Origin of the sequence: Bifidobacterium pseudolongum subsp. globosum (assembly GCF_004155535.1) — a bacterium.
GTDB classification, from domain to species: domain Bacteria; phylum Actinomycetota; class Actinomycetes; order Actinomycetales; family Bifidobacteriaceae; genus Bifidobacterium; species Bifidobacterium pseudolongum_C.
Window position 1 is genome coordinate 1 of the sequence record NZ_RYUH01000006.1, and the last position, 17844, is coordinate 17844.

Below are 17844 nucleotides of genomic sequence, written 5' to 3' on the forward strand. Positions count from 1 at the left end.
GGAATCATTTCGGACACACGAAATGGCCAGGCGCCATAATGACCGGACACATCATGAACACCCCGACACGCCAATCGGCAGAAGGCTTCAGCTCAGATTAGAGACACATCTTTTGGCGTATAACCCTTGATTCTTGCACTGTTGCTGTCAATCTTCTGCTGTGGCGGGCTGCTTTCCTGCTACGGGTAGTGCTTCTTGCGCTACGGGTAGTGAATGTGCCTTGGAGACCCGAGTAGAATCGTTGAAAAACGGCGGGTTTTATCAGGGGGTACGGTGAGGAAGCACTACCCGTAGCAGAGGAAGCGCTACCCGTAGCAAGGAAGCGCTACCCGTAGCAAGGAAGGCTGACCTAGCAACTGTTCTTGGGGCATCGCAGCAGCTGCCTAGCAGAGGTTTCTCATTCTCGGCGATCATCAGCATTACTTTCGTCTTAGCTTCTTGAGGTTTCTCATGCTCGGCGGTCTCCGGGATGACTTTCGGCGAAGTCTGTCTGAGGATCGTCATGTTGTATGCCCTGATTCATGACGAATCTCTGTACCTTTCTGAGGTTTCTCATCCTCGGCGGCTTCCAGCATGACTTTCGTCTTATGCTCTTTGAGGCTTCTCATTTTCGGTAGCCATCAGCATTACTTTCGTCGTACAACTTCTGAGGAACGTCATGCTCGGCAGTCAAATTCATGACTTTCGTCTGAGACATACTGACCCTTCTCTGGAGCAGCCAGCCTTTCTACTGCAGTGGGCCGACCTTTCTGCTGGTGCGGTCAATCTCTCTGCGGTTGCAATCCATCTTTTTCGCTACGGGTAGTGCGTGGGCATACGGCGTACGGGCCACGGCCCAGCGGAACCACACGGCGCACAGCGGCAATACAGCGAAGGCACTACCGAAATAGTGGCGCACAGATAGAATGGGCAACCATGAGTGATTTTGTGGATCGAGTAACTGTGCATGTGAAGGGCGGCGACGGCGGCAATGGCTCCGCCGGCATCCGCCGCGAGAAATACAAGCCGCTCGCCGGGCCGAACGGCGGCAATGGCGGCAAAGGCGGATCGGTGATCTTCGTGGCCGATCCGAATGCGAATTCGCTGCTGGATTACCGCTTTATGCCGCACCGTTCCGCCGGCAACGGCACCATGGGCCTCGGCGACACGAAAGACGGCTCGCAAGGCGACGACCTGCGCTTGCCCGTGCCAATCGGCACCGTGGTGTTCACCGCGCGCGGAGCCGAAGGCCAGCCGAAGCGCCCCGGCGAGGTGCTCGCCGACCTGCGCCACGCCGGTGACGAATTCGTCGCCGCGGCAGGTGGCGCCGGCGGTCTGGGCAACGCCGCGCTTGCGAATCGCACGCGCCGCGCCCCCGGCTTTGCGCTGCTGGGCGAACCGGGCGAGGAACGCGATGTGATTCTCGAACTGAAGTCGATCGCCGACGTGGCGCTCGTCGGCTTCCCCTCGGCGGGCAAATCGAGCCTGATCGCCGCGATGAGCGCCGCCAAGCCGAAGATCGCCGACTACCCGTTCACCACGCTCGTGCCGAACCTGGGCGTGGTGCAGGCCGGCGACATGCGCTACACAATCGCCGACGTGCCGGGCCTGATCCCGGGCGCCTCGCAGGGCAAAGGCCTTGGCCTGCAGTTCCTGCGCCACATCGAGCGCACCGAGATCATCGCGCACGTGATCGATTGCGCCACGCTCGAACCGGGCCGCGACCCGCTGAGCGACTATTACGCGCTCGAACAGGAGCTCGGCGAATACGCGAACGACCTAGAGCTTCCACTCGGCGCGATCCCGATCCCCGAACGCCCGCGCATCATCATCCTCAACAAAGTCGATATGCCCGAGGCGAAGGAGCTTGCCGAGTTCGTCAAGCCGGAGTTCGAAAAGCTCGATCTGCCGGTGTACATCGTCTCCACCGCGTCACACGAAGGGCTCAAGGAGCTCAATTTCGCGCTCGCGAACCTCGTCACGCAGATGCGTGCGGACATCGCCGCGCGCGAAGAGACCGTGGAAGAGGAGCGCGTGGTCATCAATCCACTCAGCGAGCCGGGCCAGCGCCGCCGCAACGGCCGCAATGCCGGCGTGCAGGAGTTCGAGATCGAGCGCGAAGAGGATCGCAACGGCAACTACTGGTTCACAGTGACGGGCACGAAGCCCGAGCGTTGGGTCGTGCAGACGAACTTCGACAACGACGAAGCCGTGGGCTATCTGGCCGACCGCCTGGCCAAGCTGGGCGTGGAAGACGCGCTGCGCAAGAACGGCGCGCGCCCCGGCGACGAAGTACGCATCGGGCGTGGCGCGCGTGCGGTCGCGTTCGATTGGGACCCGACGATCGCCGCCGGCGCGGAGAATCTCGACGGCACGCAGCTCGGCTCGCGCGGCCGCGACCTGCGCCTCGAGGCGGAGGATTCGCGCGGACGCCGGCGCACCAACACCGAGCGCCGCCGCCAGTACCACGAGATGATGGACGCCCGCGCCGCCGTGCGCGCCGCCATGCAGGCGGAGCGCGAGGCCGGCCACTGGGCCGACCCCGCGGTGGACGACGACAGGCACGACGAGACGTCGCTCTTCGGCCGCGGCGACCCCGAGGAGTACGAGGAGCCCGGTGATCGCGCCGAGTGACTCCCGCTACGCGTAGTGCAGTGCTTTCTTCGCTACGGGTGGTGCTTCTCCTGCTACGGGTAGTGCTCACCCCAGTAGTCCTCTTGCTACGGGTAGTGTCATCGCGCGCAACACGCCCGGATTTTATGGGAAAATCCACTACCCGTAGCGCGAGAAGCACTACCCGTAGCAAGAAGGCTGCCGGGGTGGGCACTACCCGTAGCGGAAGAGGCACTGCCCGTAACGGAAATATTGCAGGGAAGGCGCAAGGAAGCTGCCCCGGTATGATGTGCGTGAGAACAAAGGAGCTGAACGGATGGAACAATCCACGCCGATGACGCAGGAAGACGTGCGCCGGGCGGTCGCCGCGGCGCACACCGTGGTGGTGAAGGTCGGGTCGAGCTCGCTCACTCAGCCGTCGGGGCACCTGGACGTAGATAAACTCACCGCGCTCGTCGGCGCGATCGCCCAAGTGCACATGCTCGGCGGCAACATCGTGCTCGTTTCGTCGGGTGCGATCGCCGCCGGCTTCGGCCCGCTCGGGTTCAGCTCGCGGCCGACGGACGTGGCGACCCAACAGGCCGCCGCGTCGGTGGGGCAGGGTCTGCTCATGGCGCAATACGAGGCCGCGTTCGGCCGGTACGGCATTCGCGTGGGGCAGCTACTGATCACCGCGGAAGACACGATGCAGCCGCGCCAATACCGCAATGCGCGCCGCACGATGGCCACGATGCTCGAGCTGGGCGTCGTGCCGATCGTCAACGAGAACGACGCGCTCGCCAGCAACGAAATCCGTTTCGGGGACAACGACCGCCTCTCCGCGCTCATCGCGAACATGGTGCGCGCTGACGCGCTCGTGCTGCTGACCGACGTCGACGCGCTGTACACGGCGCCGCCGAGCGAGCCCGGGTCGCGCCGCGTGCCGTTCGTGCCGAACGTGACCAAGCTGATCGACGAGATCCGCGTGGGCGGCTCCGGCTCGGGCGTGGGCACCGGCGGCATGGTCACGAAACTCGAGGCGGCGCGCATGGCTGCGGTCTCGGGCATCCCCGCGGTCATGACGAGCGCGGCCAACGCGGGCCCCGCGCTCATGGGAGACACTGTGGGCACCGCGTTCGCGCCGGTGCGCCAGCGCGGGTCGGCGCGCCGCCTGTGGATCAAATTCGCCTCGCACCCGCAGGGCACACTCGTGGCGGATGCCGGCGCCGCCTCCGCCGTGCGCGGAGGGCGCGCGAGTCTGCTCGCCGCCGGCGTAGTGGAGGTGCGCGGGCAGTTCGCCGCGGGCGATGCCGTGTGGATCGACGACGAGGCCGGCAATCACCTCGCACGCGGGCTCGCCGGGTTCGACGCTGAGGAGATTCCGCACATGCTCGGCCGCACGAGCGCGCAGCTGCGGCGTCTGCTTGGGGAGGAATATGCGCATCCGCTCGTCCATCGAGACAACCTGGTGTTGATCTAGGCATGTTGTTGCGGTCCGGCAGTAGCATGAGAGCCATGACCAACACAGATTCCCTCCCCCTGTCTGACCGCATCAACCATGTGGCGCCGAGCGCCACACTCGCCGTGGATTCCAAGGCGAAAGCCATGAAGGCCGAAGGCATAGACGTCATCGGTTTCGGCGCCGGCGAACCGAATTTCGCTACGCCCGAGGCGATTGTGGCCGTGGCCGCCGAAGCCGTGGTCGACCCGCGCAACTACCGCTACACGCCCACCGCCGGCCTGCCCGAACTGCGCGAGGCGATCGCCGCGAAGACGCTGCGCGACTCCGGTTACGAAGTGGAGCCGGCGCAGGTCGTGGTGACGAACGGCGGCAAGCAGGCCGTCTACGAGACATTCCAACTGCTGCTCAACGATGACGACGAGGTCATCATCCCCACCCCGTACTGGACGAGCTACCCCGAGGCGGTCAAGCTCGCAGGCGGCAAGCCGGTCGAAGTGTTCGCCGGCGCCGAAGTGAACTTCGAGCCGAACGTCGCCGACCTCGAGGCCGCGCGCACCGAGCGCACGAAGGCGGTCATCGTCACCTCGCCGAACAATCCGACCGGCGCGGTCTGGAGTGAAGAGACGATCCGCGCGATCGGCGAATGGGCGATCGAGCACGGCATCTGGGTCATCAGCGACGAGATCTACGAGCATCTCACGTACGACGGCGTGCACACCACGTACATCGGCGCCGCCGTGCCCGAAGTGCGCGAACAGCTGATCGTGCTCAACGGCGTGGCGAAGACCTACGCCATGCCGGGCTGGCGCGTCGGCTGGATGGTCGCGCCCGCGCGCGTGGCCAAGGCCGACGCCAAGCTGCAGGGGCACATGACGTCCAACGTGAACAACATCGCACAGCGCGCGGCGCTCGCGGCGGTGTCTGGTCCGCTCGACGCGGTGGACCGCATGCGCGAGGCGTTCGACGCGCGCCGGCAGGCGATCGTCGCGGCGCTCAACCAGATCGACGGCGTGCACTGCCCCACGCCGAAGGGCGCGTTCTACGCGTTCCCCGACGTGCGCGGGCTACTGAACCGCCCGATGGGCCTCAACGGGCAGGTGTTCGCAGACACGTCGGCGCTCGCCGCCGCGCTGCTCGACGAGGCGCACGTCGCGGCCGTGCCCGGCGAGGCGTTCGGCGCGCCCGGGTACTTGCGCTTCTCGTATGCGCTCGCCGACGACCAGCTCGCCGAGGGCATGCGCCGCTTCCAGGAGTGGGTCGCCGCTTCGCCCGCTGCGTGAGTCGGTAGCTGTGTGAGCAGCCTCTGCCTGTACCTGTACTAGACGAAAGTCATGCTGTGCGCCTGCACGCATGACTTTCGTCGTAGGTGGGGAGAGGTTTGGCGTGTTGTGGGGGTTTGGGGATGACGTTCGTCAAGTAAGACAGAGGGTTGTCGTGATTTGGGTGGATATGCATGACTTTTGGCGTAAGTGGGCAGAGGATTGTCATGGTTTGGGTGGTGGAGGATGACTTTCGTCGTAGGTGGGGAGACGGTTGTCATGGTTTGGGTGGGTATGCATGACTTTTGGCGTAAGTGGGCAGGGGATTGTCATGGTTTGGGTGGTGGAGGATGACTTTTGGCGTAGATGAGGGGAGGGTCGGTGGATGCGGTGGGGAGAGGGATGGCACACGGCACGTGGTGAAACGTGTGCGACACGTGAAGATACACGCGGGGATTTGGCGAAGTCGCCATGAGCCGCTACTATATTCACTTGGCGGTTTTGCGAAGCCACCGGCAGGGTCCGAAAGGCGCCCGGCGGCGGGCTGAGCATGATCTTCCTAGGGAAGTGGCGCAATTGGTAGCGCAACGGTCTCCAAAACCGTAGGTTGTGGGTTCGAGTCCCGCCTTCCCTGCAAAGACCATCGAGTAAGATCGAGTGAGCTTACCAAGCTATTTCTGGAGGGATCATGGCTGCTAAGACAGATCATGGCGAAGAAGTCGTCAATCCGAACATCTTCATGCGCATCGGCTTGTTCTTCAAGCAGATCATCGACGAACTGCGCAAGGTCGTGACCCCCACCCGCAAGCAGCTGTTCTGGTGGTCGCTCGCGTCGTTCATCTTCGTGCTGCTGCTCATGGTGTTCGTTACCGCAATGGACTTTGGTCTGGGCAAGCTCGCACTGCTGATCTTCGGCTGATCCGCGCCGTTCGCTCCACCCGCTATACTCTGGCTGAAGGTAATATTCGTTCTGAATACATACAATCAAGCAAAGGTGAACGTGCATGAGTGACGAAGTGAATCTCGAGAACCTCGACCAGCTGCCCGACGCAGCTGACGACCAGTCGCAGGTAGACGTACAGGCTATGACGTTCAGTGCGCAGGAGCCCGCCGATGCCGCGCTGGCCGACGCACAGGGAGAGATTGACGCCGTCGCCGCCGCCTCGCCGAGCGAAGACATTGCCGAAGGCATGGCCTACGACTCCGTGGAAGCCGCCGACTCCGCCTCCGCGGACGATGCGGGCGAAGCCGCGCACGACAGCCTGCAGGATTCCATCGACGATTCGCCGGAAGGCGATGTGTCCGCGAAGTCCGAAGGCACCGCCAACGCGGACGCCAACAACGACGGGCCGGCCGCCGAAGCCGACGAGGCCGAAGAGGAAGCCGCCGACGCCGGCGCACTCGCCGTCAAGGAATTCTCCAAGAGCCTGCGCACACTCGAAGGCAAGTGGTACGTGCTGCACACGTATTCCGGTTATGAGAAGCGCGTGAAGAGCAACATCGAATCCCGTGTGGCCAGCTTCGGCCTCGAAGACACCATCTTCCAGGTGGAAGTGCCGATGGAAGAGGTGGAGAAGCACACCGAAAAGGGCAAGAAGGTCATCACGCGTGTGCGTGTGCCGGGCTATGTGCTGATTCGCATGTGGCCGGACGAGGACGCGCGCCGCATTGTGCGCGAGACCGAGGGCGTGACCGGCTTCGTCGGCCCGACCCGCGAGCCTGCGCCGCTGAGCCGCAAAGAGGTTGTGGCCATGATGGCCCCGATGATCGCGTCCGAAGCGCTCAAGAAGGCCGGTGACAAGCCGGCCGCCGCCAAGAAGCGCGTCATGGAGGTCTCGTACGCCGTGGGCGATCAGGTCACGGTGACCGACGGCCCGTTCGCCACGATGTCCGCCGTCGTCTCCGACGTGGAGCCGACGACGCAGAAGCTCACCGTGCTCGTCTCGATCTTCGGCCGCGACACGCCGGTCGAGCTCGGCTTCGACCAGGTCGAAAAGCTCGCCTGATTCTTTACGTGAAAACCGGCCGTGCACTACGGCCGGTTTTGTGTTGCGCGCGGGGCCCACAAGTCCCGCGCGCATGGCATACTGGAAAAGTTGTGTGCGTACGCGCGCGACAAATCATCAGTTGCGGAAGGTACGGGGAGGTCCCGTGCCGTTTGTACCGCTTCAGAGAAAGAAGAACCATATTATGGCTCCTAAGAAGAAAGTCTCGGCGCTGATCAAGCTCCAGATTGAGGCTGGCAAGGCCAACCCGGCCCCGCCGCTGGGCCCGGCTCTGGGTTCGCACGGCGTGAACATCATGGATTTCTGCAAGGCGTACAACGCCAAGACGCAGGACAAGATGGGCCAGATCATCCCTGTCGAGATCACCGTCTACGAAGACCGTTCCTTCGACTTCATCCTGAAGACCCCGCCGGCGGCTGCGCTGCTCAAGAAGGCCGCAGGCATCACCAAGGGCACCGACAACCCGCTGACCACCAAGGTCGGTTCGGTCACCAAGGATCAGGTCCGCGAGATCGCCGAAACCAAGATGGCTGACCTTTCCGCTCGTGACATCGACGCTGCCATGAAGATCATCGAGGGCACTGCGCGCTCGATGGGCATCACCGTGAACGACTGAGCTGAGAGGATAGGTAACCATCATGGCTAAGCACTCCAAGAAGTATCGTGAAGCGGCCGAGCGCATCGACCGTAACAACCTGTACACCCCGGAAGAGGCCATCGCTCTGCTCAAGAGCATGCCGGCCTACAACTTCGACCAGACCGTCGAAGCTGTGCTCCGTCTGAATGTGGATCCGCGCAAGGCCGACCAGCTTGTCCGCGGCTCCGTGAACCTGCCGAACGGCACCGGCAAGACCGCCAAGGTGCTCGTGTTCGCCCGTGGCCCGAAGGCCACCGAGGCCCTCGAGGCCGGCGCCGACATCGTCGGTGACGACGATCTGGTCGAGCAGGTCGCCAACGGCTTCCTCGACTTCGACTCCGTGGTCGCCACCCCGGACATGATGGGCAAGGTCGGCCGCCTGGGCCGTGTGCTCGGTCCGCGTGGCCTCATGCCGAACCCGAAGACCGGCACCGTGACCATGGACGTCACCAAGGCGATCAAGGACATCAAGGGCGGCAAGGTCGACTTCCGCGTCGACAAGAACGGCAACCTCAGCTTCCTCTTCGGCAAGCTGAGCTTCACCGCCGAAGCCCTCGATGAGAACTTCCGCGCTGTGGCCGACGAGATCAAGCGTCTCAAGCCGTCCACCGTGAAGGGCCGTTACATCACCAAGGCCACGATCAGCTCCACGATGAACCCGGGCATCCCGGTGGATCCGGCCTCGCTCTGAGCGAAGTGTTGAGCTGAAGCCTGTTCGCACAGGCTCTTCGGTAGCTGACACAGCGCCCCGCACGTTTGCGTGCGGGGCGCTGTTCGTATATGCGCGGGGTGCCCTGCGGGTTGCGAGCCGGCGGCCGAAAATAACGCCCCGCCGCTACACTGGGCAGCATGGTGGAACGTGAGCAGGCGGATATTCTGGATCTTTTGGCGGGGCATACGGACGATACGACGATCATGCGGCTCACGTTCGAATGCCTGCTTGCAGGGCTCGACGACGACCGTGTGGTCTCGCTGCTCAACATCATCGGTTGGCGCGGCGACTTCAGCTGTTTCGCCATCGGCGGCGAACCGGCGGAATCGCTTGGCGCCACCGCTTCCGCAGTGAGCAAAGCCGTCGCCGACCTGGGCGGCGAAGCCCCGCTGATTGGCACGTATGGGCGGTATGTGCTCGTCTGCATGCGCGTGCAGGCGGCCGTCTCGCCGGAAGTGGCGTGCACGGCGGTTGCCGGAGCGTTCTCTGCGGCGCCGCTCTACCTGAGCCCCGTGCGCACCGGTGCGCGGGGGGCGAGCCACGCCCTGCACGAAACGCTGTTTTCGCTGCAGGCGGCGCCTTCGCTGCAGCATGCGCCCCGCCCGCTGCGTGCGGACGACCTGCTGCCCGAGCGCGCGCTTCTCGGTGACGAGATCGCCCGCGAGGAGCTGTATTGCAACGTGTACCGTGTGCTGTATGGCGACCACGCCGACGATCCGACGTTCCTGACCGTCTCCACGTTTTTGAGCTATGGAGGATCGTTGGAACTGACGGCGAAAGAGCTCAACATCCACCCCAACACCGTGCGTTACCGGCTCAAACGCGCCGCCGAGACGACCGGCTGGGACGCGACCGACCCGCGTGACGCGTTCGTGCTGAACACGGCGATCGCGATCGGCCGCATGCACGACGCCTAGCGCTGCCCCCGGGGCGTGCCGCGCACCCAGTCGCCGCCGCGGTTGTCGCGTGCGAACATGATGCACAGGAACCCGAAGACGAACGCGATCGGCAGCATGTGGCGCTCGAAATTGTTCGCCGGCGCGGTGATCATCACGCCCATCAACAGCAGGAGCGGCATATGCCAGCTCAGTGCGCGCCATCGGCGCAACGCGAGCTCGGCGGCGCCGATGAGCAGCGTCAGGGTGACATAGAAATTGCCGTGCGTGACCCAACCGAGCACCGGGATCCGGCTCCACTGCCGCGCCACATGCGCCACGCCGCCGCGCCAATCGTGATTGTAGTATTTGATCCACGTGTTGGACCGCTGCACGTAATCATTGTCCACGTAATAGCTCATCGGCACGTACGGCGGGTCGAACACGTCGAAATACCCGTATGATTTTGCGAACAGCGCGTCGAACGCGGTCTGCGGGTCCGCGCGCACGATCTCGAGCCATGCGGCGTTGAACTGCTTCATGTCTTCCGCCGTGACCGAACGCCAGCGGTAGCTCACTTTCTTCGACTGGATGCCCGACGATTTGACCGGGTCGGCGTCCTCGCTGCGGTACGCCTGCGCCATCTGGTCGATGTTGAAGATCGGCGCGAGTTTTTTCGCAGCGCTTTCGGGAATCGCGCCCGGGTTGCGCTGCGCCACGCGCGCGATCATCTGCAGTTGCGCGCCGCGGCTTTCGATCGGGTCGCCGCCGATGATCGCGCCCGAGCCGATCAGCATGGCGATCGCGCCGTGCATGAGCACCGTCGGCAGCAGCAGGGTGAGCAGGTACAGGCGCCAGCGGCGGCGGTCGGCGAGCAGCGACAGCACCACTTGGGCCATGATGATGTACCACGCGTATTTCGCGCTCACGAGCATGACGACGCACGAGACGATCAGTGCGGCGATCGTAACGGGGCGCGTGGGGTGCGGGCGGCCGGAGCGGTGGGTCATGTACAGCTCGTACATCAGGCCGAACCACCAGGTGAACGCGAACGCGAACAGGGGTGACTTGGTCAGTGAGATTGTGGAGAACGTGACGAGCGGGCAGCACAGGAACAGCAGCAGCACAAGCGTGCGGGAGGCCGGGCCGGCGGGGGCGCCCATGGTGTGCGCTGCGGGCTGGGTGAACGCGCGCAAGCCATGTTCGGGGTGGGTGAAATCGATTGGATCCGCGGTGCGCAGGCGTTCGGGGTGCGCGTAATCCGGGTGCGTGCGCCGGCCCGGTGCCGTGTGCGCAAGCCACGGCAGATTGAAGAAACGGTTGGCGGCGGAGGCGCAGCAGAAGCCGGCGAAGACCCACTGCAGGGCGGCGAGCGCCACAAACCCGGCATCGTTCGAGCCGGTCAGGTAGCGGGACAGCGCTGCGGTGGCGCCGTAGACCACGGTGAGCACGATGTTGTGCTGGTCGGTCAGGTATGTCGGGTCGGCGGACCACATGTAATGCGCGGTGGGGTAGATGTCCATCGGCACAAACGAGAAGAAGCCGATGTATGGCTGCTCAAGGCCGGTCCACTGGTTCCACGCCCAGGCGAATTCGCGCGTCTGCGAAAGGATGTCGGCGCCGTACGCCACGAGCAACGTCGTGGGGACCCACAGCCAGCCGATCGCGAGCACAAGCCAGATGCGGCGCCAGGTGCCGGTCGCGCGCATGATGAAGCGCCCGGCGGCGGCGAAGAATCGCGCGGCGCGCGGCGGCAGCGTGGGCATGCGCGTGGAGAACGCTGTGTGTGGGGTGGAGCCTGTTGTGCGGTGGGCGGAACGCACCAGCAGCCACACGATGCCGAGACACACCGCGAACATGGCCACGAACGCCGCGCCGTTGGTCCAACGGAAGGCGGCGAGCCCGGCGTCGGCGCGCATCAGCGGGCCGATCGCGGTGCACCAGGCGATCCACGCGCACGCCAGTGCCGCGATGCCCCAGCACAGCGCTGCCCCCACGCGTGCGGGCGCGTGGGCGGTGCCGGCCACTGCGGCGGCGGTTGGGCCAGCCGGCGCGCCGGGGGTGCCGGTGGTATGCGGGACGGCTGGTGCAGTGGCGTTGCGTGTGCGGACGGGCGTGGTGGAGTGGCCCAGATGATCGCGATCCATAGTCAGCGATTGTACATTTCGCCCGGAATGCCTTCCCCTGCCGCTATTTTGTCAATCGCCGACGGGCAGCACCCCCACGTCGCCGGTGCGCACAAGGCGTTCGGCGCCGTTGTCGTCGGTCATGGCGAGCGAGGCGTCGGCATCGATTGCGCGCGCGATGCCGTTGCGCGTGCTGCCATCCATATAGTGGACGAGAATCGGCCGGCCGAGCGTCCAGCATTCCTCGGTCACGCGTTTGCGCAGATTCCGCGCGTAGCCGTGTGGATTGAGCCCGAACTGCCACAGCCGCCCCTCGAGGTCGCGCACAATGCGTGCGGCGAGCAGATCGGCCACGCGCGCGGCGTCCGGCCGGCCGCCTTCGTCCACGGGCTCGGTGATCAGGTGCCACGATGTGGCCGCGTCAATCGGCAGGTCGTCCTGCGGCACGGCGATGTTCAGCCCCACGCCGAAAATCACCGCGACCGTGGCCGGGTCATCCGGCAAGGTGACGGTCTGCGCGAGGATCCCGCCGAGTTTGCGCCCGTGGAACACGATGTCGTTCGGCCATTTGAGCTTGACGTCGTCGGTGGAACCGTCGGCGTTCACCGGGTCGGCGACCCATCGCAGATTGGTTTCCTGCAGTGTTTCACGCAGCGCGTCGAGCACGGAGACCCCGGCGATCATCTGCAGCCAGCCATTGAGCGTGGGGTCGTGCGCCACGCCCGCACCCACCGCCGAGACAAACGTCGCCGTGAACGACTCGCCCGGCGCGCTGAACCACGTATGGTCGAGGCGCCCGCGGCCGGCCGTCTGTTCGCGGGCCGCCACGATCGTCATGCCGTCGCGCGGCCACTGGCCACTCGTGATGAGCCGCTCGGCCGTGGCGTTCGTGGAGCGCGTGGTCTTGAGCGACCACACGTGCGCCACCGCCCGTGTCTGGGGCAGGTCGTCATTGTTCAGATTGCCGGCGTTCAGTTCGTCCGGTTGCACGTTGCTACACATACAGTCGATTATCCCATGGGTTGCGGGGGGAGTGCGGTGCCTTCGATTGCGTGCGAATTGTACGCACGCCACGAATTCTGCGTACGATTCGTGCACTGATCCCGGGTTCACCCGCATACATATATGTTTGGCCATGTCTACAGCCGTGTTTGATGGCAGCCGACATGACTGGACTCCGATATCTTGCGGGTGCCGTGCAGAGGAGCGTCATGATTCGAGGCCATAGGAATGACCTTCGTCGAGAGGGGAGAGACGAAGGTCATGTTTGGAGGCCGTTGGGATGACGTTTGTCTGGGGATAGGCGGATTCGCGGGGGTATCTCGCTTACGAGAGTGCCTTAATCGGGCGGCCTCGAAGTATTGGCGTTACTGATCACTGGGATTTCAGCGATTTACAGGGACAATACTTGCATGCGTCAAAGTTACGGCACTCTCGTAAGCGAGATACGCCCAACACCAACCTTTTCCATGACCATTTGCCACTGAGTCCCGCGTTTTGTCGCGCACCGATCATGCCGATTGGCGCATCGCTGATGAATTCGAGCAGCGACTAGCGGCGGAAGGTGGCGGCTACCGTGGCGGCCAGAGCGGCTTTGCACAGGTCGCCGGGCAGGAAGCCGGCGGAGGCGCTCGCGATCAGACGAAGCGGCACACCCGTGACCGCCGTCTGCACAAGCAGGCCACACGCATAATGCAATACGATGCAACCAATCACCGCCGCCATCCAATACGCCGCGAAACGCAGCGCCCAATGCATCGTTGCCCGCCATGCACGGGTGTAGGGCGCGGCCTCATTGGTACCGTCCATGGCGGGGCGGTGCATCACGCGCACGCCGGCACCATCCTCCACGGTAGGCACGCCGCTGCCGGCATGATCGCTGCACAAATGTGCCCACCGCGCACTCACACGTTGCACGGCGGCCGCGAGGGTGGCGGTCACGGCCACCGCGGGCACGAAACCGAAGATGAACCCCGCGCTCGGCCCCACAAGCGCAAGCGTGGACATGCCGCCCGCGAACACCGGCAAGCCACACGCGCCCATCGCCACATACATGACGACCGCAGCCACCGCCTGCCGCCGGCTGAGCACCATGGCCGCCATCATCACCACGAGCGTCTGCAACGTGATCGGCACCGGTGTTCCGGGAATCGGAATGCGCCCCGCCGCCGTGGCCGCCCACAGCAGTCCCGCCGCCACAACCGACGGCGCCCACTGCAGCATGAATGTCCGCATAGTGAGACGCGAGGACGTGGTGATTTCAGTGTTTTGCATATCTATTCCTTTCATCGTCCGTACCGGGCCCATGCGTTGCCCGCTACCGCCCCGGGCCAGTCGCCCCAAGCTTATGTACGTGTGTGCGGCGCGCGGTTTGTAACCGTGAACAAAACCGGGGCGCGATCTTTGCGAAAAACAAAAAGCGCGCGCACGGTGCATCACGGCAATCTGATAGGCATGCCTCAACACATCAGCAAACTGCTCGTCGCCAACCGCGGTGAGATCGCCCTGCGCGTGGTGCGCACCGCGCGCGAAATGGGCATCCCCACCGTGGTGGTATACGCGGAGCAGGACCGCCACTGCCAGTACGTGCAGATGGCGGACGAAGCGTATCTGCTCTCGGGGGACACATACGCCGACACGTATCTCAACGAGGACCTGCTGCTTTCCATCATGGAGCGCAGCGGCGCAGACGCCGTGCACCCCGGCTACGGTTTCCTTTCGGAGGTCGCGTCGTTCGCCGCGCGCGTGATGGACGCCGGCGCCGTGTGGGTCGGCCCGTCGCCGCGCGCGCTCAAGGCGCTCGGCGACAAGATCAGCGCGCGCAACGTGGCCACGAAAGCGAAGGTGCCGCCGGTGCCAGGCATCTCGCACGCGGTGAGCGACATGCGCGTGCTGCTCGACTTCGCGCACACGCATGGCTATCCGCTCATGATGAAACGCGCTGACGGCGGCGGTGGGCGCGGCATCACGCTCGTGCGCGACGATGACGAGCTGCGCGGGTTCTACCTCAACCACAACGCGGTGCAGGGCGGCGACCTAGCCGAGCATTTCGTGGAGCGGTTCATCGACCACGGCCGGCATGTGGAGACGCAGTGCGGGCGTGACGCGCACGGCGAGTTCACCGTCTACTCCACGCGCGACTGCTCGGTGCAGCGGCGCAACCAGAAGCTCATCGAAGAGGCGCCCGCCCCGTTCCTGACCAGTGAGGTGGAGGGGCAGTTGCACGCCTACTCGCGCCGTCTGTTCGAAGCGGTGCAATACGTGGGGCTCGGCACATGCGAGTTCATGGTGACCGATACGGGCAAGGCGTATTTCCTGGAGGTCAATCCGCGCCTGCAGGTGGAGCACACGGTGAGCGAAGAGGTCTGCGGGCTTGATTTGGTGCGCGAACAGCTCACCATCGCCGCGGGCGGGCACATCACGCCCGCGCCCGCGCCGCGCGGCCACAGCTTCGAACTGCGCATCACGAGCGAAGACCCCAAATCGAACCTCACGCCCAGTTCGGGCACGCTCGAGACGGTGCGCTGGCCGTCCGGCCCGGGCATCCGCGTGGATTCGGGCGTTGCGGAAGGCGACACGATCTCCCCGAAATTCGATTCCATGATGGGCAAGCTCATCGTGACCGCGCACAGCCGCCCCGCGGCCATCGCCCGCGTGAGGCGCGCGCTCGCCGAGTTTGACATCGACGGCGTGCCCACGCCCGTTGATCTCTATGCGCGGATTTTCGCCGACGACGAGTTCACCTGCGAGCATGGCGCCCCGTTCGATGTGAGCACCAAATGGCTCGAACGCAAATACCTCAACCGCGAGCCCGAGGCGGCGCGCGCGGGCCAGCCGGCGTCCGTGACCGGCGCCCCGGGCGGCGCCGACGCGGCGCGGCCGGCGAGCGAGCGGTTCGTGATCGAAGTGAACAACCGGCGCGTGGAGCTGACCGTGCCGCTCGACGTGGTGGCGAACCTGACCGGCGGCAGCCATGCACGCGCCGCGCAGATGCCCACGCAGCCGTTGCGGGGGCAGGGTATGCACCATGCGGAGCGCAAGGAGACCCGCGACGAACGCCCCGGCGTCATCTCGGCGCCGATGCAGGCGATCGTGACGCGCATCACGGTGGCGCCCGGGCAGGCGGTGGCGAAGGGCGACCTGCTGGTGGTGCTCGAATCCATGAAGATGGAGAACTACGTCTATGCGCCTGCGGGCGGCACCGTCACCGAGATCTTCGCCTCGCCCGCCACAGGCGTGGAGGCCGGCGAGACGCTGCTCACGATGGACGTGGAGGGCGGGCGGCACGCCGGCGACACGCGCCATGCCACAGAATCCGAGGAGGAGCGCGCATGAGCGACATCACGAATTCACCGACCCTGCTCGCGCTCGCCGAAGCGCACGGCGGGCTCAACGCGGCGGCGCAGGCGGCGGCCGAAACACCGGACGGTGAACGCCAGCCGATCCGCCCCGCGGTGCTGCGCGCGGCACAGCTGGCGCGCGACGCCGAGGAACGCGCGCGCGACCGCCAGCATGTGAAAGGCAAGCTCACCGCGCGCGAACGGCTCGACCTGCTGCTCGACACCGGCACGTTCGAGGAGATAGGGCGGTTCAGCGGCGGCGACATCGCGGCGGGCAACGCCGGCGCCGCCGTCATCACCGGCTTCGGCGAGGTATACGGGCGCAAGGTCGCCGTCTACGCGCAGGATTTCTCCGTGCGCGGAGGCACGCTTGGCGTGGCCGAGGGGCGCAAGATCTGCCGTCTCATGGACCAGGCGCTCGCGCTGCAGGTGCCGGTCGTGGCGCTCATCGACTCGGGCGGCGCGCGCATCCAGGAAGGCGTGGCGGCGCTGACGCAATACGGGCGCATTTTCCGCAAGACGTGCGACGCGAGCGGGTTCATCCCGCAGATCTCCCTGATCCTGGGGCCGTGCGCGGGCGGCGCGGTGTATTGCCCGGCGCTCACCGACCTGATCATCATGACGCGCGAGAACTCGAACATGTTCGTGACCGGCCCCGACGTGATCAAGGCCGCCACGGGCGAATCGATCAGCATGAACGACCTGGGCGGCGGCGCCGTGCACAGCACCACATCGGGCGTGGCGCACTATCTGGGCGCCGACGAGGCCGACGCGATCGACTACGCGCGCACGGTGCTCGCGTACCTGCCGGCGAACTCCACCGCGCAGCCGCCGACCTACGCGTACATGGCCACGCGCGCGGACCGGGAGGTCGCCGCGCGCCTGCGCGAGATCGTGCCCGAGAACGACCGCCAGCCGTACGACGTGCTCGACGTGATCCGTTGCATTGTGGATTACGGAGAATTCGTGCAGGTGCACGAGCTGTTCGCGTGCTCGGCCGTGGTCGGGTTCGCGTGCATCGACGGGCGTCCGGTGGGCATTGTGGCGAACCAGCCGAATGTGCTCGCAGGTGGCCTTGACGTGGATGCGTCCGAGAAGATCGCGCGGTTCGTGCGGCTGTGCGACGCGTTCAACCTGCCCGTGGTCACGCTCGTGGACACCCCCGGGTACAAGCCCGGCGCCGAGCAGGAGCATGCGGGCATCATCCGGCGCGGCGCGAAGGTCATCTACGCGTATGCGAGCGCGCAGGTGCCGCTCATCACCGTGATCCTGCGCAAGGCGTTCGGCGGCGCGTACATCGTGATGGGGTCGAAGGCGATCGGCGCCGACCTCAACTACGCGTGGCCGAGCAGCCAGATCGCAGTGCTGGGAGCGACCGGCGCGGTCAACATCATCCACCGCAAGGACCTGCAGAAAGCGCGCGACGCGGGGCAGGACGTGGAGCAGGTGCGCGCGCGGTACGCCGCGGAATACGAGCGCACCACGGTCAACGCGAACCTTTCCATGGAAACCGGGCAGATCGACGCGATGATCGACCCCGAGCAGACGCGCGGCGCGCTCGTGGAGGGGCTCAAGCTGCTGGCCGGCAAGCGCCGCGTGCGCGCCACCCCCCGCCACCATGGCAACCAACCCCTCTAACAACCCCACTGGCCATCCGATAACAACCTCGCTAGCCATCCGGCACTCGCTCTATTCGCTACGGGTAGTGCTTCTTCCGCTACGGGTAGTGCTCAACCTCGCTGCCTGCGCGTAAAAACCGCCATTTTCCGCGGATTCTACTCGCAGGGTGGTGGGAAAAGCACTACCCGTAGCAAAGAAGGCACTACCCGTAGCGAAAAGAGGTGCAAACGCGATAA

General features: G+C 65.2%; 13 protein-coding genes and 1 tRNA gene. 11 read left to right on the top strand and 3 right to left on the bottom strand.

Going from position 1 to position 17844, the window contains the following annotated elements:
* The first annotated feature begins 915 nt into the window (after positions 1-915).
* The 9 genes from obgE to PG2093B_RS01645 all read left to right on the top strand — a co-directional run bounded on the left by obgE (position 916) and on the right by PG2093B_RS01645 (position 9564).
* Entirely contained in the window at positions 916-2613 is a 1698-nt protein-coding gene (obgE, locus tag PG2093B_RS01605; protein WP_129896858.1) for a GTPase ObgE, read from the top strand.
* Positions 2614-2908: 295 nt separating this feature from the next.
* The gene (gene proB / locus PG2093B_RS01610; RefSeq protein WP_129896859.1) at positions 2909-4051 is read left to right on the top strand and encodes a glutamate 5-kinase; all 1143 of its coding nucleotides are present in this window, start codon (positions 2909-2911) and stop codon (positions 4049-4051) included.
* Positions 4052-4077: 26 nt separating this feature from the next.
* Positions 4078-5313, top strand: coding sequence for a pyridoxal phosphate-dependent aminotransferase (locus PG2093B_RS01615; RefSeq protein WP_431520203.1), 1236 nt, complete (start codon positions 4078-4080; stop codon positions 5311-5313).
* A gap of 540 nt (positions 5314-5853) precedes the next feature.
* Positions 5854-5926 (top strand) — tRNA-Trp (locus PG2093B_RS01620).
* A gap of 54 nt (positions 5927-5980) precedes the next feature.
* On the top strand, positions 5981-6211 hold the full coding sequence (gene secE, locus PG2093B_RS01625) for a preprotein translocase subunit SecE (RefSeq protein ID WP_022858364.1): 231 nt from the start codon (positions 5981-5983) through the stop codon (positions 6209-6211).
* 85 nt (positions 6212-6296) lie between these two features.
* Complete coding sequence (gene nusG, locus PG2093B_RS01630; protein ID WP_129896861.1) at positions 6297-7298, top strand: transcription termination/antitermination protein NusG; 1002 nt, start codon at positions 6297-6299, stop codon at positions 7296-7298.
* Positions 7299-7482: 184 nt separating this feature from the next.
* On the top strand, positions 7483-7914 hold the full coding sequence (gene rplK, locus PG2093B_RS01635; protein ID WP_026643714.1) for a 50S ribosomal protein L11: 432 nt from the start codon (positions 7483-7485) through the stop codon (positions 7912-7914).
* A 22-nt stretch (positions 7915-7936) separates the two neighbouring features.
* Positions 7937-8626 carry a 50S ribosomal protein L1 gene (gene rplA, locus PG2093B_RS01640; protein ID WP_129896862.1) on the top strand — a complete coding sequence of 230 codons (690 nt, stop codon included), beginning with the start codon at positions 7937-7939 and terminating at the stop codon, positions 8624-8626.
* A 158-nt stretch (positions 8627-8784) separates the two neighbouring features.
* Positions 8785-9564, top strand: a complete 780-nt coding sequence (locus PG2093B_RS01645; RefSeq protein WP_207214992.1) for a PucR family transcriptional regulator — start codon at positions 8785-8787, stop codon at positions 9562-9564.
* Here PG2093B_RS01645 and PG2093B_RS01650 read toward each other — a convergent pair.
* The 3 genes from PG2093B_RS01650 to PG2093B_RS01660 form a co-directional block, all read right to left on the bottom strand.
* Complete coding sequence (locus PG2093B_RS01650) at positions 9561-11669, bottom strand: DUF6020 family protein (protein WP_129896863.1); 2109 nt, start codon at positions 11667-11669, stop codon at positions 9561-9563. The two genes, PG2093B_RS01645 and PG2093B_RS01650, sit on opposite strands and share 4 nt — an antisense overlap.
* A gap of 51 nt (positions 11670-11720) precedes the next feature.
* Entirely contained in the window at positions 11721-12650 is a 930-nt protein-coding gene (locus PG2093B_RS01655; protein ID WP_129896864.1) for a biotin--[acetyl-CoA-carboxylase] ligase, read from the bottom strand.
* Positions 12651-13199: 549 nt separating this feature from the next.
* A complete protein-coding gene (locus PG2093B_RS01660) occupies positions 13200-13922 on the bottom strand; it encodes a biotin transporter BioY (protein WP_165369672.1) in 723 nt (240 codons plus the stop codon).
* 180 nt (positions 13923-14102) lie between these two features.
* Between PG2093B_RS01660 and PG2093B_RS01665 the strand changes: the two genes are divergently transcribed.
* Positions 14103-15983 carry a biotin carboxylase N-terminal domain-containing protein gene (locus tag PG2093B_RS01665; protein ID WP_129896866.1) on the top strand — a complete coding sequence of 627 codons (1881 nt, stop codon included), beginning with the start codon at positions 14103-14105 and terminating at the stop codon, positions 15981-15983.
* Entirely contained in the window at positions 15980-17626 is a 1647-nt protein-coding gene (locus PG2093B_RS01670; protein WP_129896867.1) for an acyl-CoA carboxylase subunit beta, read from the top strand. Before PG2093B_RS01665 ends, PG2093B_RS01670 begins: the two co-directional genes overlap by 4 nt.
* Positions 17627-17844: the final 218 nt, after the last annotated feature.

Coding starts and splice junctions, on each gene's coding strand:
- obgE (WP_129896858.1), top strand. CDS start 916: ATGAGTGATTTTGTGGATCGAGTAACTGTGCATGTGAAGGGCGGCGAC.
- proB (WP_129896859.1), top strand. CDS start 2,909: ATGGAACAATCCACGCCGATGACGCAGGAAGACGTGCGCCGGGCGGTC.
- PG2093B_RS01615 (WP_431520203.1), top strand. CDS start 4,078: ATGAGAGCCATGACCAACACAGATTCCCTCCCCCTGTCTGACCGCATC.
- secE (WP_022858364.1), top strand. CDS start 5,981: ATGGCTGCTAAGACAGATCATGGCGAAGAAGTCGTCAATCCGAACATC.
- nusG (WP_129896861.1), top strand. CDS start 6,297: ATGAGTGACGAAGTGAATCTCGAGAACCTCGACCAGCTGCCCGACGCA.
- rplK (WP_026643714.1), top strand. CDS start 7,483: ATGGCTCCTAAGAAGAAAGTCTCGGCGCTGATCAAGCTCCAGATTGAG.
- rplA (WP_129896862.1), top strand. CDS start 7,937: ATGGCTAAGCACTCCAAGAAGTATCGTGAAGCGGCCGAGCGCATCGAC.
- PG2093B_RS01645 (WP_207214992.1), top strand. CDS start 8,785: ATGGTGGAACGTGAGCAGGCGGATATTCTGGATCTTTTGGCGGGGCAT.
- PG2093B_RS01650 (WP_129896863.1), bottom strand. CDS start 11,669: ATGGATCGCGATCATCTGGGCCACTCCACCACGCCCGTCCGCACACGC.
- PG2093B_RS01655 (WP_129896864.1), bottom strand. CDS start 12,650: ATGTGTAGCAACGTGCAACCGGACGAACTGAACGCCGGCAATCTGAAC.
- PG2093B_RS01660 (WP_165369672.1), bottom strand. CDS start 13,922: ATGCAAAACACTGAAATCACCACGTCCTCGCGTCTCACTATGCGGACA.
- PG2093B_RS01665 (WP_129896866.1), top strand. CDS start 14,103: ATGCCTCAACACATCAGCAAACTGCTCGTCGCCAACCGCGGTGAGATC.
- PG2093B_RS01670 (WP_129896867.1), top strand. CDS start 15,980: ATGAGCGACATCACGAATTCACCGACCCTGCTCGCGCTCGCCGAAGCG.